The following is a 19503-nucleotide window of genomic DNA, read 5'->3' as shown; positions in this document are numbered from 1 at the left end:
AATTTCCCAAGCGCCGCAGGTCAAGATTACAAAACATTAGAGCCCCGGTGTTGAGACCACGGGATCAGGGCAAGTAGACCGGCGGAAGGGGCGCGATGTCGTTGCGAACCTTCCCCCTTTCCGGCCAGCAGGATGACCCTACTCCGCGACTACATGGAGACGACATGAACTCTCAACCAAGCAATTTCACTAATCGAGGCCTAAGCCGCCGCCAGTTCGGGTTGGTCCTGAGTGGTGGTGCTTTCCTGCTGCTGGCCGGAGGTACCTATGGAGTTGCCGGACGGAGTCCGCAGAACACAACCACGAGTGTGGCCACCGCATTTGGATCCCTGGCAATTGTCAGGGCCGGACGCCTTGCCCGGCTCGATGCCCAAGGGCAACCAGCTTTCAAGACCTTGGCGGCCGCTGCTTCGCGCATGAAGGCCGGTGGGGGCGTCGGAGGCGGCATGCAAATCCAGCGTGTCAGCAATGCGGGACAGCCCGACCCCGACGCACATGGCCACGACGAGGGGTCGTTGGGTGACCCCGCGGGGCCGGAACCGTTGAACCTCACCTGGGCCGACGTCGTGGTGCTCGAAGTGCAACTTCAGAATGCCGGGGCTGAGCCGGTGCTTTTCAGTCCGGGCCAGCTCCGGTTGAAGCTGAGTCCATCGGCTGTAACTGTGACTCCGCAGGACTCCGACCGCAATCCCGGACCGATAGCACCGCGCTCCTCGGAGCACCTACTGATCAGTTACCTGGCGCCGCGTGATTCCCCGGAGCTGGAGCTGGACTACTCGGACGAGCAGCAGGACCGGACCTACCAGCTGGCGCTGCCGCCACTAACCACGAACGAGGCGCGGTTATGAACACCTTGGACTTCCATATCAACGAAGGTTAGAGAGCGATGGTGGATTGACCGCCTTGTGAAGGTTCGATTATGTGCAACGCTGATTGCATGGATTTGGAGGTATCGCCCGCGCTCACTATTCCCGCGTCAGAACTCGACTGGCGGTTTTCGCGTTCGTCCGGGCCAGGCGGTCAGCACGTCAACACCTCGGACAGCCGCGTGCAACTTTCTTGGAACGTCAGGGACTCCGCGGTTCTTTCGGGCAGTCAACGGACGGTTCTGGTCCGGCGTCTCGGATCGCGTTTCATTTCCGGAGCAATTACCGTTACGGCGTCAGAGTACCGCTCCCAACTGCGCAATCGCGAGATCGCCCTGGCCAAACTCGCCGACCTTGTGGCAGGGGGCCTTGCCCCGGAAGCGCCTGGCCGCCGGGCGACTAAACCCACCCGCGGCTCGAACCGTCGCCGGCTCGCGGCCAAGGAAAGGCGGTCTGCAACGAAGCAGCAACGGAGGCGGCCACCCGCCGAGTAACCGCTCAGCTGTTGTCATTTTCGGGGGGGGGCTGCTGCGGGTTTTCCGAATCTTCGGACCGGGACATCAGCTGGCAGGCTTCTGGCCCAGAGGCGCGGAAACATGATGCCGTGGGCTTAATCTCCCGCGGTATCTTCACCGTCTTGGGAGAATGAACTGATGGAATTCAACCGGCTTCTGCAGATACGGCGCATCTATGCGCAGCCTGCTGCGCTGGAGCTTCCCAGGGGCAAGGAGATTGTCGAATGCTGGCCGGACGCCGGCGTCGTGCTGGTCGACAATCATTGGAACATTCCCGAGGTCCACGGTGATGAAACGAATGTTCCGCGCTGGTCCCGGATAAAGACGGAGTCGCTGGTCCTCGGCGTCAAGAAGGCGCTGACCGTCAAGCCAAACGGCCGGTCCGCGGATTTTATTGCCCCGTCAACCGCGAACGGCTGCGCGATGGCATGCGCCTACTGCTACGTGCCCCGGCATAAGGGGTACAGCAACCCGGTAACCGTGTTCGCGAACATCGACCAGATCGCCGGGGCGCTCGAGCGGCACGTCACTCGCCAAGGCATGAAGCTGGAACCCAACCAGTGCGACCCGGAACTGTGGGTTTACGACATCGGCGAAAACAGTGACTGCTCAGTGGACGCCTTGATCAGCGACAACGTGGAGGATCTCGTCACGCTCTTCCGCGACCTGCCCACCGCCAAATTGTCCTTCGCCACCAAGTACGTGAACCCGGCAATGCTCAACTGGGACCACGGCGGCCACACCAGGGTCCGCTTCTCCCTCATGCCCGCGGATCTGGCGAAGTCCATTGACGTTCGGACTTCGCCGGTGGCTCAACGCATGGCTGCCATCAACGACTTCGTCGATGCCGGGTACGAGGTGCACGTGAACTTCTCCCCCGTCATCATTACGGACACCTGGCTCAGCGATTGGGAGCAGCTGCTGCGCCAGCTCGATGCCACCCTCACAGCAGCCGCAAAGGCCCAGCTCGCGGCTGAAGTCATCTTCCTGACCCACAACGAGCAGCTCCACGAGGTCAATATGGGGTGGCATCCGCAGGCCGAGAAGGTGCTGTGGCGTCCGGACCTTCAGGAATCGAAGGTCTCGTCCAACGGCTTCACCAACGTCCGCTACCGTTCAGGAAGCAAGGGGCGCTATGTGCGCCAACTGACCGCGCTTATTGAGGACATAGCGCCCTACTGCCGAATCCGCTACGCCTTCTGATGTTCAAAACGGACGACGCCGTTACCCCGCCCCGCCGGGGCACCTCACGGCCTGCGGTACCGCGCCGTCGCCTCCCGAATTGGCGCTGTGGCCCCCAGTTTTGGGACCCCATCCCCTGCCCGGGGCCCGTGGCAGCGCGCTAGACTGGACCGACCATGATCGGTGCCCGTACACGTCTTCTGGCCTGGCTCATCGCCCTGGCGGCCTTCCTCGCGGGCTGCGCGCCCCCGATCGGCCTTGATGACGCGGACACTGAGCGTCCCACCACTGCATCCCCTGCCCCGCCAGCCGCGAGTGACGTAGCCCTCGCCCCCCAATCTGCCCCGGCGCCGGTTACCACACCTATTCTGGTGCCGCCCCGGCCGTTTGCTTTTAACCTCTACCAGGAGGGTGACTTCGTGCCGCAGTACACCTTCGACTGGTGTGTTGCGGCGAGCATCCAGATCGCGCATAACCTCATCGACGACACCGGGGGCGGCACGTGGACGGATTCCGCACATCAGGGCAAACTGTGGGAAATGGCCCGAACACGGTCGTCCAACTCGTTCAACGGTGCCAACCCGCTGGGCTGGGCGCAGGTACTGACCGAAGTTGGAATGGGGCCGTACTCCGTCGTCAGCGTCGCCGACTACGACGACGCGCTGCAGACCGCGGCGCGTGCCATCGCTGAGACAGGCCGGCCAGTAGGGCTGGTTATGTGGAGGGGCCGTCACGCGTGGGTGATGAGCGGGTTCGAGTCCCTTGGCGATCCGATGCAGTTCCCGGAGTTTTCGGTCACGGGAATCCGCGTCCAGGATCCGCTGTACCCGCACGGCAGCGGGCAATGGGGTCCGTCGCCCGCCCCCAACAGCCTGCTTACCCCTGAGCAGTTGGCCGCGCAGTTCGTTGTCCGCGAGCCGCGACGCTGGAGCAGCGACCTTCCGACCGGCTACATGCTGGTGCTGCCGCGAGCCCAGGCCGGATCGTCGGCTTCGAGGAGTGTGGCATCTCAGAATGCCGCCTGAACTCAGATCGTTGCAGCGATGTCTTCGACTGCCTGCGTCAGTGCCGCCATGGAGGCAGGCCCGCCATGCCCATCCTCCTCGATGACAACGAGTTGGCTTGACTTCCACCGCCGGTGTAGCTGCCACGCGGTGACTACAGGACCGCTGATGTCCCGCCGGCCATGGATAAGGTAACCGGGGATGCCGTTGAGCTTGTGGACCCGCGGGATGATCTCCTGTCCGTCGATGAGGAATCCGTCATTCGCCCAGTAGTGGGTAACTAGCAGAGCGAACGTCATTCGCTCTCGCTCGTCGTTGAACAACGGGCCCGGAAACCAGTTGGGGTCCAGCGAAACGTGGGTGGATTCCCATCGGTCCCAAGACAGCGCCGCCAGCCGGGCGTCGTCGCGATCCTGTCCTGCCATACGACGGGCGTAGGCCTCCACCACACGTTCACCGGGTGCCGCCTTGGCCGCCTCCGCAAAGTTGTCCCAGGCTTCGGGGAAGATGCGGCCGACATCTTCCGTGATCCATTGGATCTCTTCCCGGCTGCTTGTTGTCACCGCCACCACTGCGACGCCGAGGAGCCGGTCGGGATGTTCCAGGGCATAGGCGAGCGCCAGCGTGCTACCCCAGGAAGCCCCGGTGACGATCCATCTTTCTATGCCCAGGTGCTCTCTGACGGCCTCGATGTCCCTGATCAACGCTTGCGTCGTGTTCTCCGCCAAGTGGTCAAGGTCGTCCTGGGCGGCGGGAGTGCTCTTGCCACAACCGCGCTGGTCCAGGCCGATAACACGGAACCGGTTGTGGTCGTGGCGTTTTCGGTAACCGCCTTGGCCAAGGGAACCACCAGGGCCACCGTGAAGGAAAAGGACTGGGATGTTTGAAGGTTCTCCAGCCGCTTCCCAATAGATTTTGGCATTGGGCACGTTCACCCATCCGCTATTGGTCATTGATTGCCCTTCCATCACTCGTCCACTTGTTCTCTAGCTCGCTGGACTGCTCGATTTCAAAGCACCACACCAAGATTCCCTTCCGGGCCTCCCGCGTGGCCTTCCTACTACCCGCGCGCAGCGTTGCGCCCTGGGGAACTTCCTTCCCCCGCTTCGCATCCCTTCTACAGAAGACATTGGTCTTAGAGGGGGTAGAAGATCAACAATGAATCGGCTCGGCCCACGGCGCCGGCTGGCGGGACAATGACGATCAGCGCCGGCTGGTCAGGATCCCGCGCCACGTTACCGAAGACCATCGCTGGCTTCCGGCTGAACCTGGCATAGGGCGCCAGCAGGCCGTGATCAACCATGTGCTCGCTCAAGCAGCCTTGGCCGGGGAAGGGGCTGTAATCGATTCGGGCGTCATGTATCTGCTTGCCTTCGCGCAGTTGCGGTTCGGACTCGATTCGGCGCTGACAAAACTTTTCGAGGAGACGGCTGCCGCCTCTCAAACGGCAGACATCAGGTTCTCTGGAATCCTTCGCCTGAACGCTCCCACGAGAGTACTTGAACAGCACATGCTTGCGGACGCCAGCAGAAAGCGGGGACATTTCCAGCAGAACGTGCTGGCCTTCGGATCGATTACTCGTCTCATCGATCAATTGATGGACGAGTTGGGGCAACAGTTCCTCTTCAGCGTTGAAAACACCGAGGCCAGGAACCAAATGTGTATGGCGCGCGAGTGGACACTGAACCGATCCTGCCATCTTCCTCTTCGAGACGTAGTTCTCACTGCCAGGGCTGTCTGGGCGTCTTACTCGTAATGACTCGGTCCTGTAGGCATAAAGAGAAGTTTGGTGATGTATAGAGGTTCCAATTTCTGCAGAACTGGACGACGTCCTCGTCCAGGCCAGAGTCTCACCGGTGACCAGCTCGCCCTCCCCGGTGGAAAGTCAGCGTCTTGTGGCCTGTGATCGGAGATCACGGATCCGCCCGCGCGAGAGCACCACCTGGTCGGTGCTTTCGGAGTTTCTGTTCCACCTGCTTACCGAAGTCGAACCGGACGCTAAAAGGGCTTAGCTCACTTCGGCGCGTGAGCATGGGCGGTCTCGCCGTTCCTCGTAAGCGAACCATGTATGGGTTTAGTGCGCCGTACGCGACCGCTATTCGAACGACTCGTTCTGCCCTCTTTGGGCAAGCCGCTGGAGTTGCCATCTATGCACGTCGGGCAACCATCCCAGCGTGGTCGATGGACCGACCCGCGGGTCTTCAGGAACACCGCCGTCTCGCAGGTCCTGCACGTACGCGCGATCCTGTTCTATTCGTGCTCGTAGCTGCTCAGCTCCGCCGGCCGTCCCAAGGAAATTGCGCAGCTTCGGCGGGCAAACCGGTGATGAGACCGAGCAGATCCATCGGGATTTCCTCGGCGTACTCCGGCGGGAGTCCCACTGCTATGCGGCCCTTCCAGTCCGCGTGAGACAGCAGCTCGTGGATGGAGGCGGCGCAGCGGGCTGTGCCGTAACGGGGCGCGTCGCCGAAGTTCGCGTGCCAGAGCACGTGGTCCCGGTCAGAATGTGTCGAAAAGCCTGCTACGACGGGCTGGCCCAACTTGCGAAGGTCGTACGCGCGTGCCGCCATTTCGTCGCCCGTTATGCCCCGGGGTCGATGAGCAACACACCGTCCCGGCCCTGCACGACAACGGAATTACTCTGAATGAACTCACTCTCGTGCACTAGAACGCCCTCAGCGACTTCCTTCAGCATGAAAAGCCTTCCGCTTGTTGTTTGCAGCCCGCTGGTCGAGACGGTATTAGCTGGCGGCAGCAGATTGCAAGCTCTATGGGCGAAGCGGGTGAGCCGCGGTCCCGGTGCCCGATCAACGCGTCATTCGAGGCGTTCTGCCGTTGCGGCGCCCTGTTCGTGCTCCGAGACATAATCTTAGGAGGCAAACGCTATTTCCGAGAGCTGAACGCCAGCGCACTCAAGGGCATCACCTCAACTTCAACTGCCCTCACGGAACCCGTCGCTCTGGGGTTCGCTTCCCGAAGGAACGGCGTGCTCCATCAGCCGGTTGGGGTTCTGCCTGAAGGGTTAGGCAACCGTGACCTTCGGCCTGTTCCTTCGTGGTGCTGTACCCATTACTGTCAACAGCACCATTTGGGGCGCGGCGAAAGAGGCAAGATGAGCATCGATATCGAGATCGGGACAAGCCTCAGCGGCGAGGACGCAGCGCACTTTGCGGCCAAAACTGAAACAATCACCGCAGCCATGCGACGAGTACAGGAATGGCACGCGGCATACAGTTGGGTGTGGACGGATGAGATCCGGTGCCGAGGCTGCAACGCGAGCCTCGACATACCGATGCTCGCGAGCACAAACGCCAATGCGGACAAGGCGTTTCAGGCACATCAAGCCGCCCAGCTTGATGGCATATTGGCTGCTGACGGCACTCCGCTGTAACCACACGGTAGGAATCAGGCTGTCAGCGGCGCTCTTATTTGCGCGTACGCGGTCCTCAGCTTTTCTTGAGTTCCTCGGCGAGCATCACGATGATGCCGCTGGGACCGCGGACATACGTGAGCTTGTAGACGTCCTTATAGGTCGCAACGCCCCGAAGCGGATGGCAGCCGTGCCTTGCGGCTATCTCCAAGGCCTGGTCCATGTCGTCGACTGAGAACGCAACGCGGTGCATGCCGATCTCGTTAGGACGAGTGGGCTCCGACTCAATCGCTTCGGGGTGAATGTACTCGAAGAGCTCAAGGCGACCGTGACCGTCAGGCGTTTGGAGCATAACTATGTTGGCGTGGTTGCCGTCAAGCCCGACGGCAGTGTCGGTCCACTCGCCACTGACCGTGTCACGGCCGATGACCGTGAGACCGAGGTCGGTGAAAAAGGAGATCGCTGCTTCGAGGTCGCGAACGGCGATGCCGACGTTCTCAAATTTGATGGCCATGCGTTGCACGTTACCGAGCCAGGCCGACTAGCTCCAGCCGGCGGCTGCAGGGGAACCATGACCGGTCATGGTTCGGTAGGCCCGCTTGCATCCCGTTGCGACCGGACAATTACAGCGAATTCTTAGGTGTAGGCCCAGAAAACGGACATGACGGTGATGAGCAGACGGAAGATACCAATGGCATAACCGACAGCAAGGGAGCCCGCGCGAGCTGCCGCCTGGCCGCCGTCACGGTTGACCTGGTTGAGGGCAACGTGACCAGCGCCGACGGCGAAGACTGCCAGGGTCGTGAAGCTCCCGAAGAAGAATCCGGCCATGGCCACCAAAGCACAGCCACTGACACGACTGCCATCCTGTTGTAGCCGGCCGTCGCCGGCGAAGCTGCTGCTGCTGCTGACATATCTCTGGGACCCCACCAGGACCTGCCCGTGTCCAGATGGCAACGGGAGTGGCATCAAGAGAGGGGCGGACGAGGAATGCTGTCGGCTGCGCAGGTGAGCAGGAGTTCGGCGCTGCGAGCTGTGAGCGTGCACTCATCGGATTCGAAGATGTCTGAGACGGACGTCCCGACCGCGCTCCTTTGGTACACGAAAAAGGATTCCTGTCGATACACGGTGAAATCCGCTGGGTCGAAGCCCGGTCCTTGGACGAGCACTTTTTCGCCGTTTTCAGCCGTGACCATAGTGTAAGAAGTTGCAGCGTTTATACCGATACCCACGAAGTACAAGAGCCACGGCAAGGTCGCCGCGGCAGCGATCAAGCCCACCAGAACGGCAGTTAGCCGGCGAAGCCAGGTTCGCGATATTCGTCTGATGAGGGGTGGTATCAGCAAGGCAAGTGCTGTCACCGCTGTCGCGCCGCTGATGAAATGCGCACAGAAAATGAGGCCCCAATCCGGCAGTACGACATAAACCAGACGCTCCACACCCGCTTCAAGAGTCAAAGCAAGGCACGCATGGGCGGTGACCCCTATGAACAGGGAAGTAAACGCGGACATGCAACCGAAGGTTAACCGCCGGCGGTTGGTTTGGACCGACGGCGAGTGAAACGATGTCGCCCTGCTCATAAGCCGCTGCCCGCTTCGGGCTGCAGCTCCGTAAGGTTGGCGGTGCCGTACGCGACCTTATCTGCGTAGTTGAAAACAACAACACTCCGAACAGGTGTTTGGATCGCGGACCACATTTTGATGTCCATCTCGAGCCGCTGACTAGGCCCTTCATTAAGCGGCCCCAGGTCGATAAGGGAGGTAGAACTTAGTCCGGGTTCCCCTTTGTCACTTGGGCTGAGGGTACCGGGGCTAAGCATGAGACGGAGGTTTTCACCAGAACCGGTAGAAAAGTCGTCCAACTGCAGCACCGCACCTGTTTCGCTGACGCGAATAGTCGCCAAACCACTGGTAACAAAGGCTTGAGACTCAAACTTACCCTGGAGAATCATGGGCGTCATGGACGGGTCCAAACTCGGAGACGAAGGGGAATCCGTGTGGGGAGTTACTGCCGGTGACGGCGGGTCGGAGTAGGTGCAGCCCGTCAGGCACCCAAAAACGGCGCCTGAAATTAGGGCAAGCCTAAACAGTTTCATGATTCCCCCCGGTAAGTGCTCGCCTACGCACCTTACCCGACCGGCAAGAAAGCCCGCGGTCACTGGGAATATGCTCCTAATGTGCCGCCTTGCTGTGCTATTTGTTTACAAGCTGTGGATCGATTTCGCGATCGTGAGCAGTAGCTTCTCAGTTGCGATTCTGTTCCTCCTGAAGGAACGCTGCCTGGGATGCCTCGCCTAGGCACCATCAGTCCGTATAGAGTTTTGCGAGGTCAAACCCAGCTGCCACGAGGTACTCATCCAGGAACTCGTCGATTCTTTCTTGGTCCGGTCCGTGAAAGGGATGTTCTTGACCGTTGTGGTGCTCGCCGTTGTCGTAACAACCGAGACCTCCTTCTGAACACTGCGTTTGGGATAACGGACACCACTTAAACCGAACCCTCTACGGGCTTCTCACTGACTCGGAGACCAGAATATTGTCATGGATTAGAGTCCAGCCGGACGTTTCAAGCTCTTTCGTGTCGTACCCGTCTGTAACAAGAATGGACGCTTCCTGATCCGGTCCATAGGTTTTGAGGATCTCTCCCTTCGGTGTACCGGCGCTTGCGCATCCGCTGTGCCACCCCGCTGGGTTGTCTACAGGAAAGGTGCCGAGGCATGCCCGAAGTTTCTGATCGTCCTGGCCGAGGAAGTATTTCTTGCCGTTGGCTTCGGCCACAAGGAGGACTTTGTCCAGCTTTGTCTCCGGACCGAAGCTGGCGCCATTAGGAAGGGCGTCGTCAGCTGTGGCGGGACGCTCCAGTGCTTTGAACCCCGAGGCGTCCGAACAGCTGCTGAGAAACAATCCCGGTAAGAGCACAGCAATTAGAAGTGGAAATTTGCGGTATTTGATGGCGCTGCCCCCTCCAGGCTCTCAAGTATCACGATGCTACCCTCACCCAACCCAGATTCGCTGCTCTGAAGGGCTGAACGGTGGGAGAAACACGACCTTGGGCGAGTACCAACTGAGGGAACCTCCACGGAATAGTCGTTCCATTAGAGGCGCTATCCCGAACTGCCGTGTGGCGAGGTACATCGTCGCAGAGAGCTTAAAGCGGCCGAGTTGCGGCGTTCACCGCAGGGTTCGCTGCCATGGCCCTTATCCAGGGCTGCGTCATTCTGTTCTGGGATGGTGGATCAACACCTACCGTCTAATGCGGCCGTAGGCGGCGGATGCCATTCTGGCTATCATGCCTGCGGCCGTCATCGGGTCCTTCTTCGTAGCCTTGCCCGAACTTCGAGATCCTGCCAGACCGCCTTTTGGTCACTGGACCTATTTCTCGGCACGATGGCAATTTCCGTGCGGCCGGCAGAGACTGCTCAGCTTTCTGAGGTTCCGCCATTGGGCTCGATGAGCTTTTTCGACTGGGTGCGATCCCAGAACTTCGGCGTGGGCACCCTCTTGGTGGCGATGCCGTCGACCGAACGAAGGAAGAACCCGGCCAGAGTAGGCCGTCCCAAACCCACTGCGCGTGTTAGGGATCGTCCATCGCTCCGCTCCCGGCAGCTGATGAAAGCCCGGCAGGACAGGCAGCAGACACCGGTGGTGAGGGGCTGGGCAGCTGGTTCCTGGTGACCCAGCCAATCGGTTTTTATTGGGAGCTTTCTACTAAGCGGAAATGACTATTACCACCCACGTCCCTCCATGGACCCCGGCGGCACAAAACACACCCGGCCTCCCCCGCGCTGTGGCTGCGCGGTGTGGTGGGAGGTCCGGGCGTGGCGTCTTGGGCCCGCATACGCAATGAAGACAGATACGGGGTGGAGCCGCCGCCCGGGCCCTTCCGGGCCCGGGCGGCGGCTGGTAAGCGTACTAGCTGATGGCGTTCATGGTGTTCCATCCGGTGCCGGCCGAGACCCGTGTCGGGAAGATTCCGGCACCGTTGCCCAGGTAGGACCAGAGCGTGCCGCTCGAGTCCCTGGCGACCAGGTCAGCCCGGCCGTCGCCGTTCAGGTCACCGGCACCGCTGATGACATTCATGGTGTTCCAGCCGGCACCGACGCGGATCCGGTTCGGGAAGATTCCGGCGCCGTTGCCCAGGTAGGACCACAGCACGCCGCTCGAATCCCTGGCCAACAGGTCAGCCCGGCCGTCGCCGTTCAGGTCGCGGGAGGAAGTGATGGCGTTCATGGTGTTCCAGCCGGCACCAACGCGGATCCGGTTCGGGAAGATTCCGGCGCCGTTGCCCAGGTAGGACCACAGCACACCGCTCGAATCCCTCGCCAACAGATCGGCCCGGCCGTCACCGTTCACATCGCCGGAGGCGCTGATGACATTCATGGTGTTCCAGCCGGCACCAACGCGGATCCGGTTCGGGAAGATTCCGGCGCCGTTGCCCAGGTAGGACCACAGCACACCGCTCGAGTCCCTGGCCAACAGGTCAGCCCGGCCGTCACCGTTCACATCGCCGGAGGCGCTGATGACATTCATGGTGTTCCAGCCGGCACCAACCCGGACGCGCGTCGGGAATGCTCCAGCTGCGTTGCCCAGGTAGGTCCAGAGCACTCCGCTCGAGTCCCTGGCCAACAGGTCCGCGTTGCCGTCACTGTTGAAGTCCCGGAGTGCGGTCGTGATGCCCACTACGTTGGCTGCCGTTACCGCGGCCGAGGTCTGGGCTGCCGTCGCATACCCGGCCTTGGAACCGGTGACCGTGACGGTGATTGCCTTGCCCGCGTCTCCTGCCTTCAGGGTGTAGCTGGATGCCGTGGCTCCGCTGATTGCTGTGCCGTTTGCGAACCACTGGAAGGTCAGCGTCACCGGAGCAGGTCCCCAAACACCAGTGTTGGCGCTCAGCAGGCCTCCGACGACGGCAGCTCCCGTAATAGTCGGGGCAGCCGTCACCAGCACCGGCACGGCAGGAGTTACCGCGTTAGACGCCACCACCGGGCTGGATCCGTGGACGTTCGTGGCCGTGACCTCGAAGCGGACCGCAACACCGTTGGTCAGGTCGGTAACCACCAGGCTGGTGGCATCACCTTCTGCACTGCGTAGCGCGCCGACCTGGGCACCCGTTGCGACGTTGACGACCTTGATCTCAAACGCTTCGGTGATGCCGCCTGCTTCAGAAGCAGAGAAGCTCAACGTTGCCTCACCGTTGCCCCTGACGGCGGAGACGCCGGTGGGTGCGCTTGGTGCAACCGAGTCCGCAAAGACCAGGGTTTCGATGTTCCGAAGGGTGTCAGTTCCGTCAGGACCCGCGTTGTTGTGGGTCACCGTGGTTACTCCGTTCTGTTCCGTGACGGTGTAATTCACCTCGATGTCGGAGAACACGGCCTTGTCGGTGCCACCACTGGTGGAGAGGAGTTCCCTCACTACCTGGATGTTGCCCGGATCGACCTTGCCGGCGTATACGTCCGCTTGGAGGGTCGCTCCGGTCAGGGCACCGGCCTCGTTCTTCAGGTACTGCGTGGTCATTCCCGTGGCACTGCCGATCACTTCGCCGGCGTCGTTCTTGACGCTGAGCCGGACGTTCAGGTAGCGGTCACCGTCGATGATGTCGTTGCCTCCACGGCCTTCGATGATGTCGCTGCCGCCGCCGCCGAGGAGGATGTTGCCGTCAGCCCAAGCCATGGCGTTCTCCGAGGAGTCCAGAACCGGGCAGCCCTGGGAGGCCGAGGCCGCAATAACGTCCGCGATGCGAGTGGTCCGCGCTTCTGCCGGGATCAGTTCGCTGAGGCCGGCAATGCGGTTCACCCCGTGCTCATCCAGGACGTTGCAGCCGATAAAGCCTTCGCCCCCGCGTTCGCTCGGGATGATGTCGTCACCCCGCAGCTTGTCATTCAGGGGGCCTCCGGAGAGCGCCTCCACTTCGTTGTAACGGTCGCGGACGCCAATCTGAAGGACATCCAGGGGCAGGATCGGCAGGCTGAGGTCGGCGTCCTGCGGCTGGGGATCGTGCAGGCCGATTTCCCAGTCGTAGCCGGAACCACCAGCGGCCTTTTCGATGCCTGGGCCTGCGAGTCCAATGTCGTCCCCGCCTTCCATGTCGTAGTCATCGTCGCCGCCCTGGCCGATCAGGATGTCATGGCCCGGCTTTTCCGAATCGTCCAGGAAGAACAGGTTGCTGGAGTCACCGATCAGCAGATCGGCGCTTTCGCCACCTTCCATCCAGTCGTCGCCGCCTCCGGCGATGACCGCGTCCAGACCCTTGCCGGCAATGGCGAAGTCATTGCCTTCACCGGCGAAGGTTTCATTGTCGTTCTCCCCGCCGTTGGTGAAGTCACTGCCGTCGCCGCCCATCACGATGTCCAGTCCCGGGCCGCCGTCGATCGCGTCGTTGCCCGGGCCGCCCTTGTGGATGTCGTCCCCGGCGATGTCAGTGATGATGTCGCTGCCTGCGCCGCCGAGCGCGACGTCGGCCCCGTCGCCGCCCTCCATGATGTCGTTGCCTTCACCACCCCAGAAGGTGTCATTGTCGACGCCACCGTAGATACGGTCGGCTCCTGCAGTGCCGTTGTAAACCCCTTGGCCGTTGATGCCGGCGGGGTCCTCGGTGTTTGAGGCGCGGTACTTGATCGTGCCGTCGGGCATGCGGATAAGAACCGCGGTTTCGTTGCACTCCGAGTCCGCGTCGTTCGCGACGGTGTTGCCGAAGCTGTTGAAGCCGTCCCGGGTGCCGGCGAGGTTCTTCAGTTCGAACTTGCAGTCGGCGGTGGCGAAGGCGTCAGCCTTCAGCGCCTGGGCATTGGTGTTGCGCATCACCAGTTCAGCGAAAGAGTTGCCTTCCAGCTGTGCCCGCAGGTTCATGCCAGGGGTACGCGCCAAGTAGTATAAACGGTCCCCGTTCTGCAGTTCAGTCATCTGCTTCTCGAACACGTAGTTGAACGTGCTGCCCAGCAGCCCGCCGAACAGGTTGGTCCGCTCTGCCAGGCCGCCGACCCAAAGGTCGACGTCTTCAAGACCCGTCCTTGTCGATCCTTCTGCATCGGCCCATGTTTCGCCGGTACCGTTCATGAACGCTGCAGCGTCCGCCGGTGGAACATCCCCTGCGATCGTATCCGGGTTGACGATGGCGCGGGCAGCTGCGCGCTTTGCTGCCAGCGTTGATGCCTCCGTGATGGTTGGGTGCTTGCCGTAGGCTGCCACGAAGTTGATCAGGGACTGGGGGTGCTTGAGGTTCTCCCCGAAATCGATCCAGTTCACGTAGGGCTTGAGCTGGCCGTCGTTGGTGGCTTCGTGGATTTCCTTACGCAGCGCGTTCAGTCTGGGGATGCCTTCGGAGCGGGCGCGGGTGATGTTGATGGCGGCAAGGTCCAGAGGGAGGCCCAGCAGGTTGTTCCGTAGTGTATCCGTGACGTATTCGTCCAGTTCGTTGCCGGTCTGGTCGGACATGCCCATGACGATGCTGCCCGCAGCCTGGTCCGGGGTCAGTTTGCCGGCATCGCCGCCGTCAAAGTAGGCCGGCGGATTGAGGAAACCCTCCAGCAGTGAGATGTCATTCACCGAACCGGCGACGTCATCCGAGGTCCCGTAGGTCCCGTCGGTTCCGGGTTTGTGTTCGTTGCGTCGGGAGATGGTCTCGGTGAGCATCGAGTGGCCGAACCGGTAGACGGCGTGGGCAAACTCGGCCGTGACGGCCGGGTTGATATCGGTTTCGGTGAAGGCGAATGGCTGGAACGGGTTGATGGCCGGTTGTACCTTGCGGGCGAAGTCCTCGAACACAATGTGCTGGTATTCCATCTCCGTGATGAAGCGGGCTGCCTGGAAGATGCGCTCCCCGTAGTCGAACGTGGAATCGCCGACCGCCTCATAGCTGGCGCGAAGTGCGGCATTCTCCGGCTTCGCCAGCGTGGCCTTGACGTCATCGACCAAGCGGTCGTGCTCTGAATGGAACACCTGGTGAATGGCCGTCAGGCCGATGTTCTCGTTCACACGCCCGTCACCGGCAATGAAGTGGGCGTTGAGCATCTCATCGTCGTACGTACCCGCGGGCTGGCTGGCGAAGTCAGCCGAGGCCGCCGTGTCCCCGTCCGGCTGCGGGGCAACAGGCGGGGTGTCCGGTCGGTGGTCCGTGTCCTTGGCCGACGGGTCGGCATTATGCGCGATATCGGTCAGGAATGGGGTGTTGAAGTAACGCACGTTTGCCGGAACAAGGGTCCCTGCGCCTCCGTTAGCAGCCGGGTCGACTTCCACTTCCCCCGTTGCCGTTACGAACTTCGGGTAACCGTTGGCTCCCGGAATGAAATTTCCGTAAAGGTCGACGGCGAGCATCGGAACGTTCAGGACGTCCTTGTCCAGCAGTTGGATTCCGAGCAGGTCGCGGGCCTGCTTCTTCGTGGATTCCCACGTTGCCATACCGCTTGCTTCCGGCGTGCCGGGCATGCCCCCGAGCATCTTGCCGGTGGACACAGGCTGGCCGGCAGCGTTCTTGGCGTATTCGCGCAGGAAGACTTGGTGGGACGCGTGCGAGGTGTATGTCTGGCTCTGATCCACCCATGGGGAGTCCGTGTTCAGGGCGTCCTGCACGTCGTCGCTGGTGTCGCCCGGAGTGCCGTTGTCCTGGTTCTGGCCGCGGGTCAGGACCATGAAGCGGAGCTGGGGCGGAAGATTATCAGCCGTCGTGGCCATGTTGTGGTCCGGACCGGCGATCAGCGGATCATCGGCCTTCAGTGGAACGTAAACCGTTCCTCCTCCCTTCACCGTCTGGTCAATGCCGTGGTCAAAGAACTGCCCGAACAGGGTGAACATGGAGTTGTAGGGCGGCGATAAACCGACATCGGTGGTGACGTTGGGGATAAAGAGCGTGCTGTGGGACGGGACGCAACCGGCCGGATTCGCGGCCACCGGCGGTTCTGCGAGCGGATCGGGGTCCGTGGCGCAGGGCTTGACGCCTTCGTTGCCCTGAGTGCGGACGGGATTGCCGGCAGCGGAAACAGCGGCCGGGTTGGTCGACGTCTGGTCCACGATCAGGTTGCTGATGACGCGCGGCTGGGAGTCGAAGACGTCCCCGGATTTCTGCGAGTAGCTCGTGTCCACCGCGGTTCCGCGCGGATTGGCAGTGCCGCTTTCAGCGTCGCGGAACGACTTCGAGGTCAGACGCGGGAATACCAGGTCGGCGGCGCCGAAGGTTTCCTGGCCCGGCTGGAGGTTGTTGCAGCTCCCGTCCACGGTCCGGAGACCGAAAGACAGCAGCGGGCTGGCCAGCTGGTTCGGGCCGGTGCCCACGAGGGCGCCGCAGGGTCCCGTTTCCGACGTCGTGTTCACGACGTGGGCCTCGGCGATTTTGATCTGTTTCAGGATGAAGGACAGATCTGAGGGGGTTACGGTGAATCCGGCGCCTACGGGTGCCTGTACCGCGTTGGCCGCCACCACGGGCAATCCCATCGCCGCGGGCATCACAAGGGTGGTTGCCGCAGCAACCACCCTGAAGGAAACCGGCTGCTGACGCCGTTTGTTGCGTCGTAGCCGCCGGTTTAAAGGTAGATCCGTGAGGGCTCCGGATCGACTTTGATCCGCGCCCCCGTCTGACTTCCAGCCAAAGAGTTTCAAGGGACACCTACCGCTAGGAGGGGGATAGAACGGTGCCATCGTCCGATGGGATCCTCGTAAAAACCTTGTGCCAGCGGCTGGTTGGCGTGTGAAGCCACCCACATTGGGGGCTCCGATCGCACAATTTACGTGCATCCAGCCCCTCGTCCCCCCACCCTGATGTCCCCGGCAACCCGAACCCCAAGGGTTCCCGCCCGCGCCAAGTCACCGCGGGGGTCCGTTGGCGTCGAGTGGCTGGCCGCCCCGCCTCCAGCAAGTGTGGCGTCTCAGGAACCAACTCCAGGGCTGGTATCGTTATCTGTTCGTAACAATCCCGACTGAATTGCGTGTGAATAGATGCCTGCGGACCCCGCTATAGAAGAAGACAAGCCAAAACAGTTCCTTGGACTAAGTGGCACTCAAACTATTGGCTCAGCTTTGGCCGCGGTGACCTCTGCCTTGGTGGGGTCTTTTCTCGGTGTTGCCGGAACACTTATCGGCGCCGCACTCGGCTCTATTGTCGCCACAGTAGGCGCCGCTTTGTATGCCCGAACACTCAGTTCGGCCGCCACCATGGCACTCACGAAAATCCCCCAGCGAGGCAGACAGGGCCTGCGAGCTGACGACGGCGACGTGCTCGCCGCCGGCGTTCGGGCCAGGAGCGATGAACCTCGAGCCAAACCTGCGAATAGACGCCTCACCCCCAAGACCTGGATCAAGGTCGGGGCAGTCAGTGCTGCCGCATTCGTTCTCGCGATGGTGGGTCTTACTGCGGTCGAGTTTGGAACCAATCAGCCCATCTCCAGCCTTGTCTCCTCGACGTCGAACATCGACGACGGTGCGGCCGAGCGCACGACGACGCTCGGCAAAGCACTGAGCGGCAATACGACTGTTCCCCGCGAGACAGACAAATCGACTGAGGACGTGGGGCAGGTGCCTGGGCAAGTTGAGGACGGCTTCAACGAAGAAGGTGGCCTGACCACGAACGGCAGCCCCGGCGGGGACAGCGGCTCGACCGGAACCGAAGAGCCGGGAGCGAATGAATTAGGCGACCCCCTGCCGGCGGAACTAGCCCCCGAAACCGAACAGAGCATGGAGCCTGCCCCCGAGACCGGGACGACTTCGGAGTCGGAGGTCTTCTCGGATCCGGGATTGGCCGAAGAAACCACACCGTGAGGGCAAAGATACGGATACTGGCCTGACAGGAAGCTCCTCCCAATTGGCACTACTTCCCGAGGCAGCCCGTGCGGGGCTAGTAGCCAACGGCGAAGTCGCACTTTGGCTCAAGTGGTTCAAGACCGCGGGCAACAGTGGGCGTCATGTTCCGCTGTCGCAGCCAGCAGGGTCTGTCGGGACGATTCGCACGGATCTAGACTGGAGCAGTCCGCGATGCTTACGGGCTGGCGCTGCTGAGCGGACCACGGAAAACCGGGTACACGTCGGGAAGGGCCAGTCATGGGCAGTGCAACGGGGAAGGCTAGTCAGGTGCTCTCCGAAGGGGCCCCGGCAGACCAAAGCCCCGCCCTGCGGATCCTGGCCCGCACCGGATTCGTCTTCATGGGCCTTGCATACATCCTGATCAACTCCTTCGTCCTGCATATCTACAGGGGCCAGGCCGAGCAGTCCAGCGCAATCGGGACCATCGCCCCAGAGCCTGATGGTCCCTTCCTGCTCGGGGCCGGTTGGCGGCCTGCGCCAGGCTGGCCCTCTGGAGGCTCAGCAATGCCTTAATCGAGGCCCGTACGGAGCCGAACTGAAGCAGAAGCTGCAAAAGAACAGGAGGCAAATTATTTAGGAGATCTGGGACGGAGCTGTATTGCACTGCCAAGCAGGTCGAGGTCACCTGCGGAAAATCACCGACTTCATCGAATCACGCGGCAGGAGACCGGTCGTGGATCCTGAAGTCAGGGGAACGCCCGATACCTGGAATGCCTGGCGCCCCCCGGGCACAAGCTAAAGAGGAGAATGCCATGACCACAGCACGTGAAATTATGACCGGCGGCGTTGAATGCATCGGTGAAAACGAGACTTTGGAGGCAGCGGCACGGAAGATGAAAGATCTAAACGTCGGCGCCCTGCCAATTTGTGGAGAGGACAACCGCCTCAAGGGCATGATCACGGACCGGGACATCGTGATTAAATGCTTCGCGGAGGGCGGAGATCCACGTACTGCGAAGGCCGGGGAGTTTGGTCAGGGCAAGCCGGTGACAATAGGTGCCGGCGATTCCGTCGAAGAAGCGATCAGGGTAATGGGAGAGCATCAGGTGCGCCGGCTGCCGGTAATTGACGGCCATGACCTGGTTGGGATACTTACCCAGGCGGACGTCGCTCGCAACTACCCGGAGGATAAAGTTGGCGAACTTGTCGAACTCATCTCTTTCTACTGACGTGTAGGGAGGTCCGTTCTCGTGCATATGGGCCTTCCAGGTGTCGTCCCCCAACTGAGGAAATCGCTCCACTCGGTGTCTAGATCAGTCGCCGATAGCCTCTGACCCGGAATGCCCGCCGGTCCCCCATCGGCGGGCTTCCTTTGTACCCGCGGCGTAGCTACTTGCACAGGTGCTTTTCGCCTTCGGTACGCCGTTCTCCTGTCAGTGATACATGACAGTAGCGGGTCGGCCGTTCGACGCCCCGATCCCGTCTCATCTATGGATTTTTTGGCAAGACGGTATGAGCAACATGTGAACAGTCCCTGTGAATCGCAGCGGCAAATGGCGCGGTTTTGCCAGCGCTAAATGGCACCCTGTTGGTTCATAAGTGCTCGGGAGCGTCTATAGAACGTTGCCCTAGACATTCCGAAGTCGCGGGCGACCTGCGCCGCGGGCTCGCCATTTTCTACCAGGTGGACTGCGCTTCGAATCTGACTGTCAGTGACCCGGCGGGGTCGGCCGCCGAGGTCCTTTCCAGCTTCTCTGCGTTTATTGATGGAGTCGGTGACACGTTCGCGCTTGATCTCGTGTTCCATTTGCCCGAGGGCGGCCATGATCGTAAAGAGCATCGACC

Annotated in this window: 18 protein-coding genes; 8 read left to right on the top strand and 10 right to left on the bottom strand. The window is 61.5% G+C overall.

Going from position 1 to position 19503, the window contains the following annotated elements; all coding sequences use genetic code 11:
- The first annotated feature begins 164 nt into the window (after window positions 1-164).
- The 4 genes from CXQ88_RS09460 to CXQ88_RS09445 all read left to right on the top strand — a co-directional run bounded on the left by CXQ88_RS09460 (window position 165) and on the right by CXQ88_RS09445 (window position 3588).
- On the top strand, window positions 165-848 hold the full coding sequence (locus CXQ88_RS09460; RefSeq protein ID WP_146069182.1) for a hypothetical protein: 684 nt from the start codon (window positions 165-167) through the stop codon (window positions 846-848).
- An 89-nt stretch (window positions 849-937) separates the two neighbouring features.
- Complete coding sequence (gene arfB, locus CXQ88_RS09455; RefSeq protein ID WP_104044065.1) at window positions 938-1360, top strand: alternative ribosome rescue aminoacyl-tRNA hydrolase ArfB; 423 nt, start codon at window positions 938-940, stop codon at window positions 1358-1360.
- A 159-nt stretch (window positions 1361-1519) separates the two neighbouring features.
- Window positions 1520-2584 carry a spore photoproduct lyase family protein gene (locus CXQ88_RS09450; protein ID WP_104043920.1) on the top strand — a complete coding sequence of 355 codons (1065 nt, stop codon included), beginning with the start codon at window positions 1520-1522 and terminating at the stop codon, window positions 2582-2584.
- 155 nt (window positions 2585-2739) lie between these two features.
- Window positions 2740-3588 carry a hypothetical protein gene (locus CXQ88_RS09445; RefSeq protein WP_104043919.1) on the top strand — a complete coding sequence of 283 codons (849 nt, stop codon included), beginning with the start codon at window positions 2740-2742 and terminating at the stop codon, window positions 3586-3588.
- Window positions 3589-3590: 2 nt separating this feature from the next.
- Here CXQ88_RS09445 and CXQ88_RS09440 read toward each other — a convergent pair whose 3' ends face one another.
- From CXQ88_RS09440 to CXQ88_RS22285, 3 genes are all read right to left on the bottom strand, one after another.
- Window positions 3591-4520 (bottom strand): alpha/beta fold hydrolase, encoded by a 930-nt coding sequence (locus CXQ88_RS09440; RefSeq protein WP_258061795.1) that lies wholly within the window; start codon window positions 4518-4520, stop codon window positions 3591-3593.
- Between the two features lie 182 nt (window positions 4521-4702).
- Complete coding sequence (locus CXQ88_RS22110) at window positions 4703-5266, bottom strand: hypothetical protein (RefSeq protein ID WP_146069181.1); 564 nt, start codon at window positions 5264-5266, stop codon at window positions 4703-4705.
- Window positions 5267-5837: 571 nt separating this feature from the next.
- A complete protein-coding gene (locus CXQ88_RS22285) occupies window positions 5838-6137 on the bottom strand; it encodes a hypothetical protein (RefSeq protein ID WP_258061794.1) in 300 nt (99 codons plus the stop codon).
- Window positions 6138-6679: 542 nt separating this feature from the next.
- Between CXQ88_RS22285 and CXQ88_RS09425 the strand changes: the two genes are divergently transcribed.
- The gene (locus tag CXQ88_RS09425; RefSeq protein ID WP_104043916.1) at window positions 6680-6958 is read left to right on the top strand and encodes a hypothetical protein; all 279 of its coding nucleotides are present in this window, start codon (window positions 6680-6682) and stop codon (window positions 6956-6958) included.
- A 55-nt stretch (window positions 6959-7013) separates the two neighbouring features.
- Here CXQ88_RS09425 and CXQ88_RS09420 read toward each other — a convergent pair whose 3' ends face one another.
- The 6 genes from CXQ88_RS09420 to CXQ88_RS09395 all read right to left on the bottom strand — a co-directional run bounded on the left by CXQ88_RS09420 (window position 7014) and on the right by CXQ88_RS09395 (window position 16356).
- The gene (locus CXQ88_RS09420; RefSeq protein ID WP_104043915.1) at window positions 7014-7451 is read right to left on the bottom strand and encodes a VOC family protein; all 438 of its coding nucleotides are present in this window, start codon (window positions 7449-7451) and stop codon (window positions 7014-7016) included.
- A gap of 122 nt (window positions 7452-7573) precedes the next feature.
- Complete coding sequence (locus CXQ88_RS09415) at window positions 7574-7867, bottom strand: hypothetical protein (RefSeq protein ID WP_146069180.1); 294 nt, start codon at window positions 7865-7867, stop codon at window positions 7574-7576.
- Between the two features lie 38 nt (window positions 7868-7905).
- The gene (locus CXQ88_RS09410; protein WP_146069179.1) at window positions 7906-8448 is read right to left on the bottom strand and encodes a hypothetical protein; all 543 of its coding nucleotides are present in this window, start codon (window positions 8446-8448) and stop codon (window positions 7906-7908) included.
- 65 nt (window positions 8449-8513) lie between these two features.
- The gene (locus CXQ88_RS09405) at window positions 8514-8897 is read right to left on the bottom strand and encodes a DM13 domain-containing protein (RefSeq protein WP_258061793.1); all 384 of its coding nucleotides are present in this window, start codon (window positions 8895-8897) and stop codon (window positions 8514-8516) included.
- 538 nt (window positions 8898-9435) lie between these two features.
- Entirely contained in the window at window positions 9436-9711 is a 276-nt protein-coding gene (locus CXQ88_RS22280) for a hypothetical protein (protein ID WP_258061792.1), read from the bottom strand.
- Between the two features lie 1134 nt (window positions 9712-10845).
- Window positions 10846-16356 (bottom strand): peroxidase family protein, encoded by a 5511-nt coding sequence (locus CXQ88_RS09395; protein ID WP_258061791.1) that lies wholly within the window; start codon window positions 16354-16356, stop codon window positions 10846-10848.
- Window positions 16357-16947: 591 nt separating this feature from the next.
- On the opposite strand from CXQ88_RS09395, the gene CXQ88_RS09390 reads away from it, so the two are divergent.
- From CXQ88_RS09390 to CXQ88_RS09380, 3 genes are all read left to right on the top strand, one after another.
- Window positions 16948-17676, top strand: coding sequence for a hypothetical protein (locus CXQ88_RS09390; RefSeq protein ID WP_146069177.1), 729 nt, complete (start codon window positions 16948-16950; stop codon window positions 17674-17676).
- 309 nt (window positions 17677-17985) lie between these two features.
- The gene (locus tag CXQ88_RS09385; protein WP_104043909.1) at window positions 17986-18231 is read left to right on the top strand and encodes a hypothetical protein; all 246 of its coding nucleotides are present in this window, start codon (window positions 17986-17988) and stop codon (window positions 18229-18231) included.
- 239 nt (window positions 18232-18470) lie between these two features.
- Window positions 18471-18887: a CBS domain-containing protein gene (locus CXQ88_RS09380; RefSeq protein WP_104043908.1), complete on the top strand. Its 417-nt coding sequence runs from the start codon at window positions 18471-18473 to the stop codon at window positions 18885-18887.
- A gap of 344 nt (window positions 18888-19231) precedes the next feature.
- Here the strand turns inward: CXQ88_RS09380 and CXQ88_RS09375 are convergent.
- Window positions 19232-19503 (bottom strand): recombinase family protein (locus CXQ88_RS09375; RefSeq protein WP_104043907.1); only part of this gene is annotated, 272 nt, incomplete at its 5' end.

Origin of the sequence: Arthrobacter sp. ZGTC412 (assembly GCF_002929215.1) — a bacterium.
Lineage (GTDB): Bacteria > Actinomycetota > Actinomycetes > Actinomycetales > Micrococcaceae > Arthrobacter.
The sequence above is the reverse complement of the archived record's forward strand: the minus strand, read 5'-3'. Positions and strand labels throughout refer to the sequence as shown.